The following is a 21,528-nucleotide window of genomic DNA, read 5'->3' on the forward strand; positions in this document are numbered from 1 at the left end:
CAGGTTGGGTTTTCTCAAACCAGTTTTGCAAAACCTTGATTTTAGTTGGTCTTTTTGGTGTTTCTGGTGCTGGTTCAGTGGTTGGGGTTGTGGTATGATCAAGGGTGTCTGTGGCTGCCCAAACTACAATTTCCACGTTTCTGGGGGGTAAATTCAGGGGTTCGGTAATCAGCAACTTACCAGATTGATCAATTTTTCCTTTGAGTTTGTATGCTTGCATGATGTTTTTTTAGGACTTAAGCAAGACGTGGCTGAACGCCTTATTCTTGCGTAGGGGTAATTCATGAATTACCCCTACTTTCGGTCTTTTTTGCGTAAGTCCTGTTTTTATGATAATCTATTTTTAGATGATATCATATTGATCAAAATTCACTCTCTAAATTTGGGTTTAAATTATGATAACTACACTCATTGAACGGGAAGCAGAACCAATTTTAATTAGTGACCTAACCTGGAGAGAATTTAAAGCTGTTGAACAGCTAATTGAGCGCCCAGGGTTAAGGTTATCTTTTTTAGATGGAGTTTTGGAGATTAGAAAAATGCCAGGGAAAAAACACGAAACCATCAAAGAACGTATTGGTGCTTTACTAGAAATTTATTTAGAATTTTTGGGATTAGATTTTACTCCTACTGGTTCTGTCACCTTAGAAAATGAATTTGAAAAGGTTAAAAAAGAAGGTGATAAATCCTATGAGTTGGGAGCAAATAGAAAACATCCTTATTTAGTGATTGAGGTGGTTGTTGGTAGTGGAGTGATTGATAAACTGGAAGCATACAAACGGTTACAAATTCCCGAAGTTTGGTTTTGGATGAATGATGAGTTATTGTTTTATAGTTTAGGAAATGAGGGACATGAAGCTGTTAGTAAATCGCAACTTTTACCAAGTTTAGATGTAGGTTTATTGCTGCGTTGTATTAATATAGAAAATCATGCTCAAGCACTGCGAGAATTTAGAGCAGGGATAAAAATTATTGAACCAACATAACAATATAAAATGGTGATTTTTCCGCCTATCTAAAGATTATGTCGGATTAAATAATTGGCTGAGTTGTCAAGATTTTTAGACTGCCAAGATCAATTATCTATCTCAGTCCAAAATGGATGTCCTTTCTTGATAATGTGTCTTTCTGCTACTAACATTATTATCCGTTGTCTTTTAACTCAGCTATAATCTTTTCTGTCTTTGTTTTCGACCTTCTTAATCCGTAAATTCGAGAACAAAAAGAGGTGATAATGGCTATTAAATCTGACATAAACTCATCTTGCTTATCCTCACTTTGATTGACAATCTCCACTTTTTTATCTAGTTCTTTTAACAAGATTTCTAGATAATTAGTACCAAATCTGGCTAGACGGTCTTTGTGTTCAACAATTAAAACATTATAATTGGGGTCAACTAGAATTTTGGCTAATTGTTGGCGATTATCGTTTAATCCACTGCCTACTTCTTTGACAACTTTGTAGATTTTGTCGCCTCTAGCAACAGCATAATCTTTTAATCGGTCAGCTTGTCTATCTAGATTGTCTTTATTTTCGGCGCTGGAAACCCTTGCATAAATGCAAGCTATCAAGTCGGGTTTTGAATGGTTGTCATCCGTTATGATAATTGTACCAGAAGGCAATTGATAACCTGTTAAATTCCCTTGTTTCCACCATCTCCAAGCCGTTCGATAACTTATTGCTGCTTTTTTTGCATAGTCTGATAGTTTCATGTCCACATATTGCCATGCTTGACTATATCTGACAATATTTGTCTTGAAACTTTACAATACCCTCCGCTCAAAGACAGGGACAACCTTTGATCCTAGCCCATCGATAGAAAAACTACTATGAGGGCCACTGGTAGCAACAAGGTGAACGGTGACAGAACTTAACGGCCTATGATTAAAGAAACGAGGAATCAGAACCCGAAATAAATCCTCGCTCCGCCATTGCCTTGATTCTCCCTGATAATTATGGGACTTTTTGCCCGTTACCAAAACCTCCGTCAGTGGTTTAAATCCCAACACTTCGGACGTAGCGCCACCGATAGTCGCTATGCTTTACTGGTCGCCTGTTTAATCGGAATTCTCTCCGCCCTTGCCGCTATTATCCTGAAATTGGGCATCGGTTGGTTAGGTGGTTGGCGGGTGCATCTAGTAGCCAATTCCTCTCCTTTCCTAGTTTTGCCCCTCGGCGGTTTTCTGCTTGGTTATAGCGCCGGCTGGATTGTGGAACACTTCTCCCCCGCAGCCGCCGGGGGGGGTATTCCCCAAGTAAAAGCAGCCCTAGCTAAATACCCTTTGCCCCTGTCTTGGCGCGTTGCCGTCGTAAAAATGATCGGGGCGATCCTGATCCTTGGCGGTGGTTTAACCCTTGGTCGTCGGGCCCCCACGGTACACATCGGGGCAGCCCTGGCGGCCCAGTTAAGCGTCTGGCTGCCCACCAGTCCCGATCACCGTCGTCAGATGATCGCAGCCGGGGCAGCCGCCGGGTTAGCGGCCGGTTTTACTACTCCCATCGCCGGCGTCCTCTTTGTGATCGAGGAATTAATGCGCGATGTTTCCAGTATGACCCTAGAAACGGCGATCGTGGCTTCCTTTACCGGGGCCGTGGTTTCGATGATGCTGCAGAATACCCCCTCGATTATCACTGAATATGCCAATATTAGCTTCTCTGCCCAAGAAATACCCATTTATTGCCTTTTGGGGGCTTTAGCGGGCTTATTGGGGGCTTTATTCAATCAAGGCATCCTTTTTTGTAGTCAGATGCAGCGGCGTTGGCGGTTATCTTTAGCTTGGCGCATCGGTCTGGTCAGTTGCTTATCGGGAACGGTAGTGGCTTTTTTACCCGACTTTTTTCGAGATAATACGGGTTTACGGGAATTTTTGCTGGCAGGGGAATTAAGTTGGCAGAATACCGCCCTCGCTTTTGTGGTCTATTTTTTCCTGACGATGATTTCCTATAGTTCTGGCGCACCGGGAGGACTGCTCGCCCCTGCTTTGGTGTTGGGCTCCTGTTTGGGGTTTCTGGTGGGGGGAATCGAGACGAAAATTATGGGTTTCGGCAGCGAACCTAGTTATGCTTTAGCCGGTATGGGGGCCTTTTTTACGGGAGTAGTCAGGGTTCCGGTAACGGCGATCGTGATTGTCTTTGAACTGCATCGCAATTTTAATATTGTGCTGCCCCTGATGTTGACCTGTGCCGTTTCTTATATTACTGCCGAAAGCATTCGCCCCGGTTCCCTCTATGAGCATTTACTTTCCGCTAGTGGTATTATTCTCAACGAGGAAACCCCTGCTAATGATGTGCTGGCCCATCTGTCGGCTATAGATGTGATGCAATCCCAGGTGGAAATTCTGCCGGCGGATTTACCCCTGGGGGAAGTGGTGAAAATTATGTCCCGTTCCCATCATCGCGGTTTTCCCGTGGTGGAACAGGGGCGACTATTGGGGATTTTTACCCAAAGTGATCTGGATAAATGGCGATCGAAAAACAGTCAAACCGTCCTACGGGAGATCATGACTCCCAATCCGATTACCGTGGCCCCCCAGGCAGCTTTAAGCGATGTTTTATTTCTCTTAAATCGCTATCAGCTTTCCCGTTTACCCGTTACCGACGGTCAAAAACTGGTGGGGATCATTACCCGCACCGATATTATCCGGGTGGAAGCCGATCAATTGGGGGGGGTTTGTCAACTGCCCCAACCCAGTACCCCTTCCTATGTGGTTTATCAAACCCGTTCCCCGGCCGTGGGAATAGGACGGATTTTGTTACCTATTGCCAATCCCGACACCGCTACCGCTTTGTTTAAAATTGCTGCTGCGATCGCCCGTGAACGCAATTATGAGATAGATTGTCTCTATGTGATTACCGTGCCTCGTCTTAGTTCTCCGGCGGAAGTAAAGGTAGATACGCGGGAAGGACGCAAATTACTTCATCGTCTGGAAAGATTAGCCCGACAGCAGAATATCTCTGTTCATACACAAATTTCTGTGGCTCAGGATATCGCCGACGGGATTTTGGCCACGATTCGCGAACGACACAGCAATTTATTAATTATGGGTTGGACGGGGGAAAAATCGACTACTGGGGCGATTTTTGGGTTTTTAGTCGATACTTTGATCGCCCAAGCTCCCTGTGAAACTATCTTGGTAAAATTGGGAACAAAGGATTGTTTTCCCAACGATCTTAATCGGGAAAGGATTTGGCTGATTCCCACCGCCGGCGGTCCCAATGCCCAACGAGCTTTAGCATTATTGCCTAGTTTGCTGTCTTTGTCCGAGTCTTCGGATCATCCCGAAATTTGGTTATGTAAAATCTATTCTCCGACGGAGTTACTGCCAGATCTGTCTATTTTGGAAGTTTTACAAGCATCTTTACCAAAAGCGATCGCACAGCCGATTGTGCCTTTACCGATTCCTTCGGCCTCTCCGGCCGAGGCAATAATTAATCTGGTAGAATCGGAGGATTGTTCTTTGGTGCTTTTGGGTGCATCTAGGGAAAGTTTGCTCAATCAGTTCTTAAATGGCAATATCCCCTCGACGATTGCCCGTGCGGTTAATTGCACTGTGATTCTCGTGCGAGGGGAATTATCAGATTAGTTTATTAGCTAGGCGGAAGCTAAAGTTAAACCGAAGGGTACGGTGTTGTCAATTTTCGCCCCTTGACTTTCCTCTAGGGAATGGGGGTAGAATATTTCCCCCTCTAGTTGACCATCGGAGTCATCGTCATCCCCATCGCTGATATAAAGGCGTTCACAGGGGATATTATCGGAAAGGATGGCACTGGCCATCATCCCCGTATGAATCTCTAAGAAAGCATCCGCTAGGGTCTCAAATACTAAACGCTGCCCAGGGAAAACCACCCTTTCAAAATACCAGTTAGCAATATTGGTGATGCGAACAATTTGAATATGACTGGTCGCATTGACATAACAACAAAGAATACTATTTTTCTTGCCGTTGGGGAGGGGATCGAGAATCTGTGCCATAGCAATTGGGGTGATCTTAAAGTGGGTTTGTCATCGCTCCTTCACCCTAACATCCTTTGATCCCCGATAGTTGTAAAGATGATTACATTACTCTGATAAAAATCTACCGATCGCTTTTTCTGGTGATAGAAGGCGGTTTTTATTAAAAAATCATTAAATTTAACTAATGCCTAGTTTTGGCTATTTGTCAAGGGGGGAACTACGTTTTTTTGCTGTTTTTCTTGATTTTTTGCTAGGCTATTTATCACTCAATTTTGTTGACGGTTTCAGGATTATCGAAACCGAGGTAATTTTTGTCAAGTTAGATACCTCTTGCTCTTGATCTTATCGATCTGGTTGACTAAAAAGGGGCGGCCTGTGCTGGGACTGATAAGTTTTACAGTGCTGGGGATAATAATCCCTCGATTGTTCGGGGTTTCTAGCCAAATTTCCCCTGAGAATCCCCGTCTTTTGCAAGCGGGGAAATGTCAACTCATCCATACTTGGGACTCTATCAATCGATTTTCCCGGCCGAAGCAGTATTAACTATAAACTTTCTAAAACCTCTTGAGCGGCGGCCAAAGTCCGTTCGATATCGGCCTCTGTGTGAGCTAAAGAAGTAAAACCAGCTTCAAACTGGGAAGGAGCTAGATAAACGCCTCTTTCCAACATTCCCCGGTGAAAACGACCGAATTTAGCCACATCGGCCTTTTTGGCCTCTTCATAGTTATGCACGGGGGTGCCAGTGAAAAACATCCCGAACATGGCACTGATATGACCTCCAAAAACTCTATGACCAGCATCTCTGGCCACTTTCAGCAGCCCTTCAGTTAAGGATTTGGTCACTTTATTGAGATATTCGTAGGTGCCGGGGCGCTGGAGTAACTCGAGGGTTTTAATTCCCGCCGTCATGGCCAGGGGGTTGCCGGATAAGGTTCCCGCTTGGTACATCGGGCCGGCCGGAGCCACCATCGCCATAATATCGGCCCGACCGCCGTAGGCCCCCACTGGCAGCCCACCGCCGATAACTTTGCCGAGGGTGGTTAAATCGGGGGTGATGCCGAATTTTTCCTGAGCGCCACCGTAGGCGATGCGGAATCCGGTCATTACCTCATCAAACATTAATAGGGACCCGTATTCCTTGGTTAATTCCCGCAATCCTTCTAAAAAGCCCGCATCCGGCACGATAAAGCCGGCATTACCCACCACTGGCTCTAAAATCACCCCGGCAATCGAGTCGGGATTTTCGACAAAGAGGGCTTTTACCGCTTCCAGGTCATTGTAGGGGGCGGTTAAAGTGTTGTTAGTGGTGGTTTTGGGAACCCCCGGCGAGTCGGGTAGGCCCAGGGTCGCTACACCAGAGCCGGCTTTAACGAGGAACATATCGGCGTGACCGTGATAACAGCCCTCGAATTTGATGATTTTATCCCGGCCGGTAAAAGCCCGCATTAAGCGCAGGACGGACATACAGGCTTCGGTGCCGGAATTGACAAAACGCACCATTTCAATGCTGGGAACGGCATCAATCACCATTTCAGCGAGAATATTTTCTTGGACACAGGGAGCGCCGAAACTGGTCCCTTTATCTAGGGCATCGTGTAGGGCGGCAATCACTTCGGGATGGGCATGACCACAGATAGCCGGCCCCCAAGTTCCCACATAGTCTATGTATTCGTTACCGTCCACGTCGCGAATATAGGCCCCTTTGACGCTTTCAAAAACGATGGGTTGACCACCGACGGATTTAAAGGCCCGCACGGGGGAACTTACACCCCCCGGCATTAATTTTTGAGCGGCTGTAAAGATTTCTTTCGATTTTGTTGTTTGATACGAAGATGTGCTAACCAATCCTGTCTCCTTGTCTATTTGAGTCTATCGGTTTCGGGGAATGCCCGGAGCTTTGTTTTGTTAACTTCCTGCTGCTTGTTCCATTTTAAAGATCACTGGCCTACATTTGACGCAATTTTTCCCTAGGAAGAGCGCTGGTCGGCTCAAGTCTCGCTCTTCTTGACTTATAGCTTGATGGTTAACAGCTTATAGAATTGGCTGAGAAAGGGCAAAAATTTCACTTTTGACAATTTTTCCACAATCTTTTCAGAATTGCAGTAAAAACCTAGCAATGGGCGAAGTTATTGCTATTGATAGATTTTAGCCCAGAAAGAGCGATCGAAAAAAGCTCCGGTTTTCCACAGATTTTCCACAGGGGAATTCTTGCTATTATTTCTTAGCGTACAAAAAAACTATTCCTGCTATGAAATTTACCAGTAGTCAAAGCGAACTCAACAGCAATTTATCCCTAGTTAGTCGGGCCGTTGCCAGTCGTCCTACCCATCCGGTTTTGGGCAATGTTCTCTTTTGTGCCGATGAGGAAAAGGGCGAAATTAGCCTGACTGCTTTTGATTTGAGTTTAGGGATTCGCACCAGTTTTCGGGCCGAGGTGGTGGAAGGGGGCAAAATTACCCTGCCGGCAAAATTGCTTAACGATATTGTCTCTCGTTTGGGAGAGGGGGAAATCACTATCTCTGTGGAAGAAAACGAGAATGATGAGGAGCATAGTCTCGCTTTCCTGAAAACTGCCTCGGCACAGTTCCAAATTCGCGGCATGAAAGCCGATGAGTTCCCAGAATTGCCCACGGTGGCCGATGGGGAAATTGTTAATTTACCTGTAGTTGCCTTGACAGAGGGACTAAAAGGTGCATTGTTTGCCGCTAGTGGCGATGAAACTAAACAGGTGTTGACGGGGGTACATTTAACTAAAACCGTCGATTGTCTAGAATTTGCCGCTACAGACGGTCATCGTTTAGCGGTGGTACAAACTCCCCTAGAGGAGGTGGAAAGTGCCTCTGGTGGCTTTAATGTCACCATTCCGGCCCGGGCCCTGCGAGAATTGGAAAGAATGATGGCAACAAAACAAAATATCGAGACTATTACTCTGCACGTGGATGATTCTCAAGTCATCTTTGAAATGGGGGAACAGAGGTTAACCAGTCGTAAGTTAGAAGGGGCCTATCCCACTTATAATCAGTTAATTCCTAAATCCTTCGAGCGTTCTTTGGTTTTAGACCGCAAACAATTAATCCGTTGTTTGGAATTAGTGGCGGTTTTATCGGACCAAAAGAATAATTTAGTCAAGTTTAGTCTCGATAGCGAAAATGACCGTTTATCCCTAGCGGTGGAATCTCCTGATTTAGGTAGCGCCAAAGAGTCCATGGCGGCAGAAATTCAGGGAGAAAGTGGCGATATTGCCTTTAATGTTAAATATTTGATGGACGGTTTGAAGGCTTTACCTAATAATGATATCCAAATGCAGTTAAATGCTAGTACCCAACCGGTTATTTTTACCCCCTTGGGAGGTTTAAAGATGACCTATTTGGTGATGCCGGTACAAATTCGTCAGTAATTCTGACTTAATCGGAATTGTGGGATCTGTTTTTAACCTATCCCATTTTTGATTGTAAGTAGCTGGTTATAATTAAATTGAAGATAGATTTTGGGTTCGATCCCCCATTAATCCCCCCTTGATAAGGGGGGTGTCGATCCCCCCTTAATCCCCCCTTGATAAGGGGGGTGTCTGATAGTTTTTAACGCCTAACTACTTATTAACTCAATCCTATTTTCTCGCCAAAGGATTGGGTTTATTCTCTCTATTTTGGCGATATACTGTTGATAATTGAACAACTTCACGGATTGAATGGATATCTTATACTAAATCCGGTTATTAAAGACTGATTATTTATTCCCCCTTTTGCCTTTTGCATGAGTGCCTGTCCTGATATGTAGCCTATACTGAACGGATTTAGTATTAATGGCGATCGCTAACAAGAAGTCCTCCCTACCGATGGACTGGGTTTTACCTCAATCTGCTTAACCCGAACTCAGGTTAATTTAGGCTTTTCTGCCGAAAACAAAAGATAATCATCAAACGCCATAAACCAACCCCGATTGCTTGACCAAGCTTCAAGTCCTGGGTTATCTTTCTGGAGATCGATAACTAAATCATGCTTACTAATCCCTTGGCTAATCTGGGCAAAATAATGAACCATTGCCGGCCAAACATATTCACTAATAGATAAAGCTTGGATATTAACAAATCCATGCTTTTTGAGTTTTTCCACATAAGTATGTCGGTCGTATTGATTAGCAAAGGGAATACACATTTTCTTACTATTAACCCGCAGCCAGAAGTTAATTTCTCGACCCACTCTAGGCAAACAATCCGCTATAGCCAACCTTCCACCGGGCTGCAAAACTCGAAAAGCTTCCGCAAAAAAATCCTCACGAGTGTCAAAATGAAAAGCACATTCTAAAGCGGTCAACTTATCAAAAGAATTCTCATGAAAGGGGATTTGAGTAGCCGAGCCGACTTGAAGTTTTATCCTGTCCGATAAACCTGCTTTAGCTACTCTTTCTTGAGCAATTTCTACTTGTAACTCGGTTGTATTTAGACCGATAATTGAGCTAACATTGTTTTCTCTTACCCAGAGTAAATCCTGTTCAGCAAAACCGAAACCCACATCCAAAAGGTGATCTCCGGCTTTAAGTTCGGCTACTTCGGCTAATTTACGCGCTAAAGCGGCACAAGCTCCGTTATAAGTTGTTTCTTCTTGCCAATAACCAAAATTAAGCCATTGGGGAAAATTAGGATCATGAAGATGAGGATCGCGTTTCGCTATATTAGTATACAGTTCAGAAACTTGAAACTGATCTTGCAAAAACGCCATTTCTCGAACCGGATTAAGGATAAATTGTTTGATGGTTGCCCAGCGATTACGCCATTCATCTTTGAGGGGAATTTTGCCGATGTTTTCCAAATTATTATCCTCCTAAGGATTTTGCAGAAATATTGCCATTTTTAATTAACCGAATCCCTGAGATTCTCTAGGTGCTTTAAAAAAGATTCCACGCCTCTGGATTAATCATATAAGGAGGCTTCTCTCCCTGAAGCACTTGTAATATTTGATTCGCCGCCGAAACAGCAGCTGCTAGACTCGCTTCAGGGGTTACTCCGGCTAAATGAGGTGAGAGAATGACATTCTCAAAATTATATAAGGGATTATCTAAAGCCGGCGGTTCTGGTTCAAAGACATCTAGGGCGCATCCGGATATCAATTTTTGATTAAGGGCGATCCCTAAATCCTTTTCACAAACGACTTTTCCCCGGGAGGTATTAATTAAAAAAGCTGTTGGTTTCATCTTTTGAAAAACTGATATATTAAACATTTCCCGTGTTTCACTTGTTAGTTCAGGATGCAAAGAAACAAAGTCCGATTCAGCCAGAAGAACATCTAAATCTTTGACCCAAGTTGCTCCTACTGTCTCCGCTTTGCTGGCTGGAACATAGGGATCATAAGCTAATACTCTCATCCCTAATGCTAGGTTACATTTGTGAGCCACCAGAGTACCAATTCTTCCTAAACCCACAATACCAACGGTCTTGTTTTCGAGTTGAATCGGTTGGATATGATTGCGAATTAAATAGTTACCCTTTTTCACACAATGATCTAAAAAAGGCAGCTTTTTAGCAAGGGCTAAAATCATAGATAAGGTGTGTTCTGCTACAGCTGTAGTTGACATTCCGGGATTATTAACAACGATAACCCCCTGTTCTGTTGCTGCCATAATATCAATAGAATCTGTGCCAAATCCAGAGGTACTAATTACTTTTAAGTGTTTTGCCAATCGGATTGATGAAGCCTCTAACTTATTAGGATAACGCACAAATACGCCAGATACTTCTTGAATGGCCTGATTAATTTTATCCAGTGTAGGGTTGGCCAAAATCTCTATATTAGTAGATTCTTCAAGGAGTTTTTCCCCCGCTTCATCATACATTTTTCCGATTAACAGAACCCGGTGTTTTTGAATATCCATAGTCAGAGTTTTTGGTGAAGTAGTAGTCATCGTAATTTTTCCTAAATTGAGTTTTGGCAATGAAACAGTTACAAAGATTTTGAGGATCGATAATCATCTATGGAAACAAGTCGCCAACTAGAATCCTCTAAAAGTTCCAACACCCATTGATGATACTTAAATAAACTTTCTCTATGTCCTACGCTAATAAAAGTTGTCTGTGCTTGTTGTAACTGCTGATATAAGGTTTGTTCGTTGTTCAAATCTAAAGCACTTGTGGCTTCATCTAAGATTACATAGCGGGGATGGGTTACTAACAATCGGGCAAAAGCAAGGCGTTGTTGTTCTCCTAAAGATAATATATTTTCCCAAGGAACTTCCGCATCAAAGCCATGAACTTTTGTGGCTATATTTTGAAGATTAACTTGTTGTAAAACCGATTCAAGTTCTCCATCGGTCATTTCACGGGTTGTTTTAGGATAAAGTAACTGTTCTCTGAGAGTTCCTAAAATAATATAAGGACGTTGAGGTAAAAAGAGAAATTGTTCTAAGGGAGGTCGTTTTAAACAACCAGTTCCTGCATTCCATAAGCCAGCAATAGCTCTTAATAGAGAACTTTTACCTCGTCCACTCGGTCCGACAATTAATAAACCTTCGCCTGGTTCGATAGATAGGGATAAATGTTGAACAATTACCTTTTCATAATCCGGTGTTTGTAAAGTAACATCCTCAAACTTGATCTGATTTTGTTCAAGGGTTTTAATGGTACTAGCATCCTTGGGTTGTTGGCGCATTTCTTCTAAAGCCGACGAAAATTCAGATAGACGCTCAACATAACTGGAAAATCTGCCCAAAGAACCAAATTCAAGGATTAACTCAGAAAAACCATTAGCAAACATACTGCAAGCAATAATAGCCTGATTAACTTGTCCGAAATCAATTTCCCCCCGAATATAGGCTGGAGCAAAGACGACAAAGGGAAATATTTGAATAACTGAGCGATAACCTCGACTAAAAATGTCTTGATTTCTCTCCCAATCAATCTTACTGAGAGAATTTCTGACGAGATTATTAAATCGACGTTGAATGATTTTCAACTCTTGATTTTCGCCTTGAAAAAAGGCAATAGATTCAGCATGATTCCGAACATGAGTTAAAGTGTAGGTGTAATTAGCTTTGGATTCCAATTCTTCTTGACTAATCTTATCTAATTCTCGACTTAAATAAACAGCAATTAGGTTGCCGACAATTGTATAAGCCACTAAAATCAAGGCGGCTAGTCGAGAAATCGAAAAAAGAATTACTAAAAAAGTCGTCATTTCTAAGACTTTTTCTAATAAAACAGCACCAAAATTAACAGCATTTCTAGCAATGGGTTCTATTTCTTGAGCTATCCTTTGATCCGGATTATCCACATCGGATCTAAAATTAATTTTATAATAGGCGCGATGGCTCAAATATTGGGTAATAACCTGCTGATTTAGCCATTCATACCAATCCAGAATAATTCTTTTTTTAACAAATTTAGAAAATGCAGTAAACAGGGTAATTAAAAGTAATCCTAAGCCATAAAATAATAAAATTGTCAGAAACTTAGAGGCATTTTTATCTTGAATAATAACATCAACTAAATAGCGATTAACGAAGCTATTAACTGCATTAGAGGCAACCAGTCCAACAATTACTAAAAGGAGGAGAAACAGCATTCCCCATGAACTTATTACCTCGGAAAATTTTCTTCCTTCTTTAGGATCAGTTGGATACCAGTAAGGACCGGCAATCAATTTCAGATTGTCAAAAAATTGATGAGAGCTTTTTACGGTTTCTTGTTGAAAAAATGTAGTTTGCATAGTTTTAATATAGGGTAACTTTTAGGAAATGCCTTGAATTTTTTTAAATTTCAAGCTTTCTAACTTCAAGGCTTAGGATTATTTAATCTCCTAAAAAAGCCTCCAAATCAGTAAGTTCTTGTAAGATTAAATCCTCACTAATCTCCTGCTGAACTTCAGTGAAGTTAATCATCTTCTGGGCTGTTTTTTGAACTTTTTCACCGAAAATGCGGTCAAGCAGATAATCAACTAAGCGTCTAATATTAGGGAAATCAAAGACTAAAGAAGTGGGTAAGAGAACTTCTAATCGTTTCTCTAAACGATTTTTCAATTCAATAGAGGATAGGGAATCAATCCCCATTTCTATCAATCCTTGTTCTGTATCTGGCATAGATTTAATCCCTAAAATCATTCTGACTTGTTTGCTAACATATTCTAACAAATATTCCCGACGTTCTCCGAAAGGCATATCCTCTAAAAGATGCAGTACAGAGTCTGATTCTTGAACAGAATTAATGGGAATTTCTGAGAGTCCTAAATTTTTTAGGAGTGGTTTCTCGCCTTTAAATTGATAGATATTTTTGAAACGAACCCAATCCACATCGGCGATTAAAACCTGTGTTTGATTAGAAGCCATAATAGCATCCATCACTCTCAAGGCCATATCTGGAGCAATTTCCCTGATCCCAATCTGTTTGAGCCAGTCCTCATAGTCTTGAGATACTATACCATGACCCGCCAATAATGCCCAATTTAAAGTCGTTGCAGGCAGCCCTTGAAGATGACGGAAATGAGCCAAAGCATCCAGCCAATGACTAACAGTATCATATAACCCTTGTTCTTTTGCCCCCCAAATTGCACCCGCCGAAGAAAACAGCACAAAATAGTCTAATTGACTACCCAAAGATAGTTGATGTAAATTCCAAGAACCCTTAACTTTTGCCTGAAAAACTGCTTCGAGATCCTGCAAAGTACAGTCTTTTAATTGAGCTTGTCGGCCTGAGATTCCGGCAAGATGGAAAATGCCACGCAGGGGATAAGCGGTTTCTTCAATCTGGGTAAATATGGCCTGCATAGCCTCAAAATTGCCAACATCTGCCGAAATAACTGCGATTGATGCTCCTTTTTCCTCTAATTTTCTGATTTTTTCTGATATTTGAGCTAATTCGGCTGCTGAATCCCACAGGAAGCGGACTGGTAATGAGCGGCGTGTCGTTAAAATGAGATGTTTTGCTCCTAAATTGACTAAATGTTCCGCCAATTCTAAGCCTAGATGTCCTATTCCTCCCGTAATTAGGTAGGTAGCCTCAGGTTGAATCTTAACGGTTTTTGTCTCTAGAGACTTCAGAGGAAGCAGACGAGCAACATAGCCTTGACCTTTGCGGAAGACCAAATGATCCTCATCGTGAGCATGAGTTAATCCTAATAGTAATGCGGTAATATTTTGATTAATGTCAACGTCGGGATCAAGATCGAGCATACCTCCCCATAATTGCGGATTTTCTAGGGCAATAACACGCCCCATTGCCCAAAGAGGAGACTGAAACCCGAAAGAAGGCTGTTCTAATTCAAAGGGTTGGGCCCCCTGAGTAACAAGGAATAATTGAGGGGGATTAGGGATTTTTTGAATAGCTTTGAGAAGATTTAAAAGATAGTTACAGCGATTCAATAAAATGGATTCTGGTTGATCTTTGCCATCACTATTCAAAAGATAAATAATCCGATCTGGAGATGGATTTGACGCAAACCATTCCTCTAATTGTTGTAGTTGATTAGCATTCAAACAAGACTCAGAAGATGATATTTGTGTATTTTTCTCCCCTTGATAAATTATCCGACAGGAATCACACTTTTTCAGTAGTTGCTCTTGAATCCCTAAGGCAAAAGTATTTTGTTGAGGTTCAACATCAGTAAAAATTAGCCAGTTTTTAGCGGTGTTAGGGGAGATTTCTGAACTTTGAGCCAGAATAATACTTTGCTGAAATAAAGCAGTACCTATTTTTTGATCAGGAGAAACAAATTCCACCTGAGAAAAACCAGATTTAAGCAGCATAGATCCCCAAGTCGATGCTGTAATTATAGGATGATTTGGGCGCAAATGATAATCGCTAAAACGCCACCACCCTTGAGTGACACCAAAGATTAAATCAATCCAGGAAGATTGCTGAGTTAATTCTAACAGTAATAAATGACCGCCTGGACGTAGTAAACTTTGAATATGAGGCAAGGTTTCCTCTTGTAAATTGGCGGTAGAGTGTAAGACATTAGCTGCGATAATCAAGTCATAAGAATGACAGCAAAACCCTTGTAATTTCGGGTCTTTTTCAATATCGAGAACTTTGTATTCTAGTCCAGAAAATTCAGCCAAATTATCTCTAGCTTTCTCTAGAAAGAAGGGGGAAACATCAGTGAATGTGTAGGTAATTTGACGAGAGTTACAAGCTTTAAGAACCTGTTGGGTTGTAGCTCCAGTTCCCGCACCAATTTCGAGAATGCGGAGGGAGGCTGAGGGAGGATAACTTGAGAGTAGAAGTTCAACGGTTTTAGAGATACCCAGATTGAGAATTTTTGCCGAAGATGTATTTTTATAAAATTCGCTGGCTCCTCCTTGTCCATCTTGAGAAAATAGGATAGATAAAGGAGATATTTTTCCCGTAATAATGGCCGCTAAATTTGTGGCAACTTGTCGAAATAGATTGAGTTCTATTTGAGCATTAGGATAATGATTGATTAAATCTTCTACCGCTAAATCAGGATTAGATTGTTCAGGTTCTTTAACAATTTTCCATCGGGTATTTTGCTTTTCTAAAATGCCGACTTTCGCTAATATTTCTAGAACATAATTCCAGAAAGATTTATATTCTTGTTTGAGTCCAGCTTGAATAAAACTTTGATCGGGATCAAGAAAGGTATTCATTTGAAAGAGTTCTAAATCTTTCAGAGCTTTAACAACAAAGTCAGCCGCCAGTTTTTCCATTTCAGAAAAAGCGCGAGAAACTCCCATCAATTCTGAGGATTGTAATTGGGGTTCTAAGTAAACCTCTAAATCCGTTTTAAGGCTGGTCAGATTTTCTAGCTTACCGTTAGCTAAATCCCAGGGAAGCCAAGCTACTTGATAAAGTAATTTGGCAAAATCAAAGTCCTCTTTTTCTTGATAATACAGTTTAATCAACTGTTGAACAATGGCGGATATTGTTGGTTTTTCATCTTCAGAATAATGGCCTGTTTCTAAGAGGGTTTGCATTAAAGTAGTTTTGTCCTTTTCGGATAACATTTTGACCAGATTAGATTCCCGTGGAACAGTTGCAGATGGGGTTTTTAAAGAAATCCAGTGTTGACGTTTTTGAAAGGGATAAGTAGGTAAAGCACATCGTCTAGGATGATAGTCTTGATCAAAACTAAACCAGTCTATCTTTGCACCGCGAACATAGAGTTTACCCAGACTTTCTAATAAAACTTGCCAATCAGAAAATCCCGAGCGTAAACTGGGTAGAGTTAGAGGTTCAGATGAAGATAGAGATGATTGAATAATTCCTGAGAGAATAGGTTGAGGTCCAATTTCAATAAAGGTATCACATCCAAGAGATTGTAGGAATAAAGCTCCTTGGTGAAATTGTACCGTATTTAGTAAATGTTGAAGCCAATACTCAGGAGTCATAATGCTGTCATCAGCAATTTCTCCCGTTAGGTTAGAGACCAGAGAAATTTGAGGTTGACTGAAAGAAATCTCTTGAAGAATCGTTTTAAATTCTGCAACCATTGGTTCTACTAAAGGGGAGTGAAAAGCATGAGAAACTTTAAGTTGACGAACTTTAACCCCAGAATTAGTAAAATGGTTACAGAGTTTTTGAATTACGTTTTTTTCTCCAGAAATAACGGTATGTTGTTCTGCGTTAATGGCAGCAATAGCGATTTTTATTCCCTGACTTTGGCAATGCTCAATAACTGAGTTTTTATCGAGAAAAATAGCGGCCATTTCCCCTTGATTTTGGGGTAATTGCCCCATCAAGTTGCCTCGATGGCTGACCAGTTTTAAGCCACTTTCAAGATCAAAAACACCAGCAAAACAAGCAGCTGAATATTCTCCTAAACTATGGCCTAAAATAGCGGCTGGTTGAATTCCCCAAGAATGCCATAATTGAGCGAGAGCAACTTCAATCAGAAATAGTGCCGGTTGGGTATAAGCGGTTTGGTTTAAGGCGTCATCTGTATCGGCAAATACGACGTTTAGTAGGGATTTACCCGTTAGTTTTTGATAGTATTTTTCCCCTGCGTCTAAAGTTTTTCTAAAGGTGGGTTGAGTCTGATAGAGTTGATGAGCCATCCCTGCATATTGAGAACCTTGCCCTGTAAATAAAAAGGCAATCTTAGACGGTCTTTTTTCATCAGCTATACCATGAATAGTTGACTGATAATCGAGTTGCTTAAACTGCCGTAATTGTTCAATAAAATCACTATTTTTATAGCCAGTTAAGGCTAAACGATTTGAGAAATGAACTCGGCCTGTATTGGCCGTAAATACTACATCAGACAGATCCTTTTCAGGTTGACTTTCTAAAAAGTCTATGTAGCGACTTACTAACTCTGTTAAAGCTGGTTCGGTTCGAGCGGAAAGGGTGAGCAAATGATAGGGACGTTGACTCTGATTGTCTTGAGGAATAATGGGAGGAGCTTCTTCTAGAATAACATGGGCATTAACCCCGCCAATACCTAAAGAGTTTACCCCTGCCCGTCGGGGTAATTTTTCGGACTTGTCTTGCTTAGTAGTCCAAGAAATAGCTTCATTATTAATATAAAAAGGAGTCTGGGAAAAATTAATTTGAGGGTTAGGATTTTGGAAATGTAATGTAGGTGGAATAATCTTATATTTGAGGGACAAAGTCGCTTTCATTAAACCGGCAATACCAGAAGCAATCTGCATATGTCCGATATTGGTTTTTACTGAACCTAAAACACATTCTCCCTCATTTGCACCCTGATAAACTTTAGCTAAAGCATCAACTTCTATGGGATCTCCAAGGGGGGTTCCTGTGCCATGAGCTTCCACAAAACTAATTGTATTAGCATCAACACCAGCAAAGGCTAAGGCCTCCGTAGCGGCAGCAATTTGACCCTCTCCACCGGGGGCAGTAAATCCTAATTTTTGGCCACCATCATTATTAATAGCAGAGCCTTTAATAACTGCATAAATATGGTCATGATCGGCTAAAGCATCTGACAATCTTTTGAGCATAATTACTCCTACTCCACTGCCAAAAATAGTCCCTTTTGCTTCAGCATCAAAGGCGCGACAATGGCCATCAGGAGACATAATCAGTCCTTCTTGATATAAATAACCAATTTTTTGAGGAGAATTAATTGAAGCAGCTCCAGCTAAAGCCATATCACTTTCTCCACTGATGAGACTCTGACAAGCGAGATGAACTACAACTAATCCAGTAGAACAAGCGGTTTGAACATTAACGCTCGGACCATGTAAGTTGAGTTTATAAGAAATTCGCGTTGTTAAATAGTCTTTGTCATTAGCTACCATTGTTTGAAACCCTCCCATTGAATCTAGTGTGAAGGGTTGTAACTCGTCATTACTATCTAATTTACCCCGATTAGGATAACAATTATTTATCAAATAGGTGTTCATACTTGCGCCAGCAAATATACCAATTGATCCTTGATAAGTATTAGGATTATAACCGGCGTTTTCTAAACATTCCCAACTACATTCAAGCAGTAAACGTTGCTGAGGATCTAGTAATTCTGCCTCTCTATCTGTATAGCCAAAAAATTCGCTGTCAAAGTATTCAACTTGCTCGAGAATTGGTCTAGCTCTAACATAATTAGGCTGATTAAATAGTTCCGAAGACACTCCCGATTCTTGTAATTCTTCTTCCGAAAAGAAAGAGATAGTTTCGATTCCATTTTTTAAATTTTCCCAGAAGGTTGTTAAATTTTTTGCCCCCGGGAATTGCCCCGCCATACCAATAATTGCAATGTCATGGGTTTCATTATGGCGACGGCTCCGATTTTCGGCACGTTGACGGCTTTTTTGTGCTATAACTTGATTAGTATTTGATTCTTCGCTTAAGAAACGGGCTAGGGTGGCAACGGTAGGATTTTTAAACATTTCAGCAAGGGATAGCTGACGGTTAAAAAGTTTTTCAAGTTCATTTTGAACTCGGATTAAGTGTATAGAATGTCCCCCTAGTTCAAAGAAGTTATCCTCTAAACCAACTGAGGTTAACTGTAAAACTTCACTCCAAACCGCCGCTATTTGCCGTTCATTTTCTGATTGAGGTAAGGTTTGATTTTTCTGACGCTCTTTTGCTAAATATTGATCTATTTCTTGGATACAGCTGCTAAATAATCCCTGTTCAAAATCCTTTTTTAATTTAGATTTTTGAACTTTGCCAATAGAAGTTTTAGGAACTAAATTTCTGTCTATGGGAATGACATAAGCTGGAGCAATCCCGAATTTTTGGGTTACATGACTGCGAATTTTTCTAACAACTTTTATCCCCTGTTCAAATTGCTCAGATTCTGGGCTAAAAGTAATAATTAATAAATCAGTTTCTCGACTTTGATCAAAGACGGCAAAGGCGGCTGTATAAGATACTTTAACTCCTTCTAATTCTTCGATTGTTGTTTCAAGTTCATGGGCAAAGTAATTAACACCATTAATTATAATTTCTTGTTTTTCTCGCCCAGTAATAAAGAGTTCCCCCTTAAATAAATACCCCAAATCTCCCGTAGTAAACCACCCTTCTTGAAAAACTTCCTGGTTGATTTCAGTATTATTATAATATCCTTTAGTAACAGAATTACCTTGAATTTGAAGCCTGCCAATTTCTTTTTCAGGTAAGGGATTATTTTCCTGATCGACTATCCGGATAGTTGCTCCCGGAATCGGCTTTCCTAGAGAGACAAAACTATTTTCTTCGGTGAGTTCATTTTTACTTAAACCGGCTGACCAAGTAATCCCAGAACAGGATTCAGTCATGCCAAAGGCCGGTTTAATCGCTCTCTCCTGTAGTTGATGTTTTTCAAGAATTTCTAAGAATAGGCGAATCGTTTTTACTGAAACTTGCTCGCCGGCATTCACTAAAAATTTCATTGAGGAGAGGTTATAAGAGACGTGCTTAAGTTCTTCGGCCTGTTGATTAATTAAGGAAAATGCAAAGTTAGGAGACCAAGAAATGCTTACTTGATGCTTTTGAATGAGTTCTAACCATTGCAGGGGTTGGCGTAGGACTAATTCCATGGGAACATGAATTTGATCACAAGCCAAATCTACCGCCATAATTCCTAAAAATACGATAGCTCCTACATGATCCAAAGGCATCCAATTAAGGGTAACTTCTTGTTGGGTAAAGTGGTTCATCGCCACTGTACCAGCAGTCATGGACAGAATATTATGATGAGTTAATATTACTCCCTTGGGCATACCGGTACTACCCGAAGTAAAAAGTAATAAGGCTGTATCTTGTGGGTCAAGAATCGGCAATTGATCAATTTTAGAGGGTGCTTTTCTGAGTTCATTAACTGAGATAACTTGCCACCCTTCTAAATGAGAGTAAGTTCCTAATTTTTCAATTTCAGTAATTAGCTCACTGTCGGATAATATCAAGGGATTATCTAAAATTTTCCAAACATTCTCTAGTTTTTTGACGGCAGAATTTTCCAGATCATAGCTAGGAGCAACGGTCAAAGGAACTGGAATAATTCCCCCTAAAAAACAAGCCCATAGTGCGGGAATAAAGTCTTGATTTTTGGCAATTTGTAGAATGACTTTATGCCCTAATTTTATTCCTTTTTGTTCCAGTCCATTTAAAATAACCAAAGCATCTTGATATAAGTCTTGATAACTCTGAAAATATTCAGTTGCGTCATTTCTGATATAAGTAATTCCATGATTATTATGTTTAGTGGCAGTTTCTAATACTGCTGACAGAGTCCGCCAATTATCTTCCAATTGTCCTCCAAAACTGATTGAATGCTTAGACATTTTTTTACACCTCTTTATCAAAAATAGGACTAATCTTGAAAACCTGATGAGCCAGTATATCGCTACGCACAAGTTAAAAGTCAGAAGTGATCAACTCAAGTTTGAATTGTACCTGATAGAGGTGCGATGGTCAAGGGCTTTTTGGGTTTGAAGGCTGATGGCAGTCGGTCACTAGATCTACCTGAGCTTGTTTGATGATTAACTGAGAAAAGTTTTGAGCGATAGTACTTAAAGGATCGATCGCTTTAATGGAGTCAATTCCTTTGAGTTTGAGAGATTTTGTTAAGAGATGAAATTCGGTACACCCAGAAATATAGGAGCGAGTGTTATATTTCTCTAATAATGCTTCTATATCCCTAAGAATACTTAACGGATCCTGTCCTCTTTTTAGCACTTTATAGATCATTTCATGAATCAACTTTTGATCACTTTCTGAGAGAGAAATAATCAGATCTGCGGTGGTGCAGCCTTCATGAAATAATTTTTTCTGGTAAGTCCCTGTACTAGCAAGTAAAAGGGTAGGTTTATTATATTCTTGGAGTTCTTGGTCCGCTATTTTAATTAAGGAAATAAGTTTATCCTTCAGATTTTCGGGAATCTGAGGTAGAGCATAATGAGCCGTACAACAGCCAATGACTATGCAATCAGCCAGTTTATTGAGATGTTCCAGATTGACTTGAATAAAATCAATAAATTCTCTTTCTTTTCCACTATCAATAGAACCTGTGCGATCAGGTGCAGAGGGAAGGGAAAAAACGATAACATTAGGGGCTTCTTGTTCCTTATCAATAAAAGGATTATATTCATAAATCGACTTCAGAAATTCAGCAGTAACCACTGGTCCCATACCACCTAAAACGCCAAGAATCGGTAGTTTTGTCTTCATTAAAATCTCCTG

General features: G+C 40.9%; 12 protein-coding genes. 3 read left to right on the forward strand and 9 right to left on the reverse strand.

Going from position 1 to position 21,528, the window contains the following annotated elements; translation table 11 throughout:
• The coding region (locus IM515_RS12440) for a hypothetical protein (RefSeq protein WP_287627195.1) at positions 1-220 on the reverse strand (220 nt) is incomplete at its 3' end.
• A gap of 175 nt (positions 221-395) precedes the next feature.
• On the opposite strand from IM515_RS12440, the gene IM515_RS12445 reads away from it, so the two are divergent.
• Positions 396-986: a Uma2 family endonuclease gene (locus tag IM515_RS12445; protein ID WP_287627196.1), complete on the forward strand. Its 591-nt coding sequence runs from the start codon at positions 396-398 to the stop codon at positions 984-986.
• Positions 987-1,143: 157 nt separating this feature from the next.
• On the opposite strand, the gene IM515_RS12450 is transcribed toward IM515_RS12445, so the two are convergent.
• Positions 1,144-1,713: an IS607 family transposase gene (locus tag IM515_RS12450; protein WP_287627197.1), complete on the reverse strand. Its 570-nt coding sequence runs from the start codon at positions 1,711-1,713 to the stop codon at positions 1,144-1,146.
• 243 nt (positions 1,714-1,956) lie between these two features.
• On the opposite strand from IM515_RS12450, the gene IM515_RS12455 reads away from it, so the two are divergent.
• Positions 1,957-4,584, forward strand: coding sequence for a chloride channel protein (locus tag IM515_RS12455; protein WP_287627198.1), 2,628 nt, complete (start codon positions 1,957-1,959; stop codon positions 4,582-4,584).
• Positions 4,585-4,592: 8 nt separating this feature from the next.
• On the opposite strand, the gene IM515_RS12460 is transcribed toward IM515_RS12455, so the two are convergent.
• The gene (locus IM515_RS12460) at positions 4,593-4,973 is read right to left on the reverse strand and encodes a DUF1830 domain-containing protein (RefSeq protein ID WP_287627199.1); all 381 of its coding nucleotides are present in this window, start codon (positions 4,971-4,973) and stop codon (positions 4,593-4,595) included.
• Between the two features lie 525 nt (positions 4,974-5,498).
• Complete coding sequence (gene hemL / locus IM515_RS12465) at positions 5,499-6,800, reverse strand: glutamate-1-semialdehyde 2,1-aminomutase (RefSeq protein WP_287627200.1); 1,302 nt, start codon at positions 6,798-6,800, stop codon at positions 5,499-5,501.
• A gap of 403 nt (positions 6,801-7,203) precedes the next feature.
• On the opposite strand from hemL, the gene dnaN reads away from it, so the two are divergent.
• Positions 7,204-8,352 (forward strand): DNA polymerase III subunit beta, encoded by a 1,149-nt coding sequence (gene dnaN, locus IM515_RS12470; protein WP_287627202.1) that lies wholly within the window; start codon positions 7,204-7,206, stop codon positions 8,350-8,352.
• A 475-nt stretch (positions 8,353-8,827) separates the two neighbouring features.
• Here the strand turns inward: dnaN and IM515_RS12475 are convergent, their stop codons facing one another.
• From IM515_RS12475 to IM515_RS12495, 5 genes are all read right to left on the reverse strand, one after another.
• Positions 8,828-9,763, reverse strand: a complete 936-nt coding sequence (locus IM515_RS12475) for a class I SAM-dependent methyltransferase (protein ID WP_287627203.1) — start codon at positions 9,761-9,763, stop codon at positions 8,828-8,830.
• Between the two features lie 76 nt (positions 9,764-9,839).
• On the reverse strand, positions 9,840-10,853 hold the full coding sequence (locus tag IM515_RS12480) for a hydroxyacid dehydrogenase (protein WP_002768083.1): 1,014 nt from the start codon (positions 10,851-10,853) through the stop codon (positions 9,840-9,842).
• A 38-nt stretch (positions 10,854-10,891) separates the two neighbouring features.
• The gene (locus IM515_RS12485) at positions 10,892-12,652 is read right to left on the reverse strand and encodes an ABC transporter ATP-binding protein/permease (protein ID WP_002768082.1); all 1,761 of its coding nucleotides are present in this window, start codon (positions 12,650-12,652) and stop codon (positions 10,892-10,894) included.
• Positions 12,653-12,734: 82 nt separating this feature from the next.
• Positions 12,735-20,630: a type I polyketide synthase gene (locus IM515_RS12490; RefSeq protein ID WP_287627204.1), complete on the reverse strand. Its 7,896-nt coding sequence runs from the start codon at positions 20,628-20,630 to the stop codon at positions 12,735-12,737.
• Between the two features lie 130 nt (positions 20,631-20,760).
• A complete protein-coding gene (locus IM515_RS12495; RefSeq protein WP_002768078.1) occupies positions 20,761-21,516 on the reverse strand; it encodes an aspartate/glutamate racemase family protein in 756 nt (251 codons plus the stop codon).
• Between the last annotated feature and the right edge of the window lie 12 nt (positions 21,517-21,528).

The organism is Microcystis sp. M44BS1, assembly GCF_020244875.1.
Taxonomy (GTDB): domain Bacteria; phylum Cyanobacteriota; class Cyanobacteriia; order Cyanobacteriales; family Microcystaceae; genus Microcystis; species Microcystis panniformis.

Excerpts from the sequence above, each read along its gene's own strand:
- IM515_RS12460 (WP_287627199.1), bottom strand. The coding sequence starts at position 4,973 with ATGGCACAGATTCTCGATCCCCTCCCCAACGGCAAGAAAAATAGTATT.
- dnaN (WP_287627202.1), top strand. The coding sequence starts at position 7,204 with ATGAAATTTACCAGTAGTCAAAGCGAACTCAACAGCAATTTATCCCTA.
- IM515_RS12490 (WP_287627204.1), bottom strand. The coding sequence starts at position 20,630 with ATGTCTAAGCATTCAATCAGTTTTGGAGGACAATTGGAAGATAATTGG.
- IM515_RS12485 (WP_002768082.1), bottom strand. The coding sequence starts at position 12,652 with ATGCAAACTACATTTTTTCAACAAGAAACCGTAAAAAGCTCTCATCAA.
- IM515_RS12445 (WP_287627196.1), top strand. The coding sequence starts at position 396 with ATGATAACTACACTCATTGAACGGGAAGCAGAACCAATTTTAATTAGT.
- IM515_RS12455 (WP_287627198.1), top strand. The coding sequence starts at position 1,957 with ATGGGACTTTTTGCCCGTTACCAAAACCTCCGTCAGTGGTTTAAATCC.
- IM515_RS12495 (WP_002768078.1), bottom strand. The coding sequence starts at position 21,516 with ATGAAGACAAAACTACCGATTCTTGGCGTTTTAGGTGGTATGGGACCA.
- IM515_RS12480 (WP_002768083.1), bottom strand. The coding sequence starts at position 10,853 with ATGACTACTACTTCACCAAAAACTCTGACTATGGATATTCAAAAACAC.
- IM515_RS12450 (WP_287627197.1), bottom strand. The coding sequence starts at position 1,713 with ATGAAACTATCAGACTATGCAAAAAAAGCAGCAATAAGTTATCGAACG.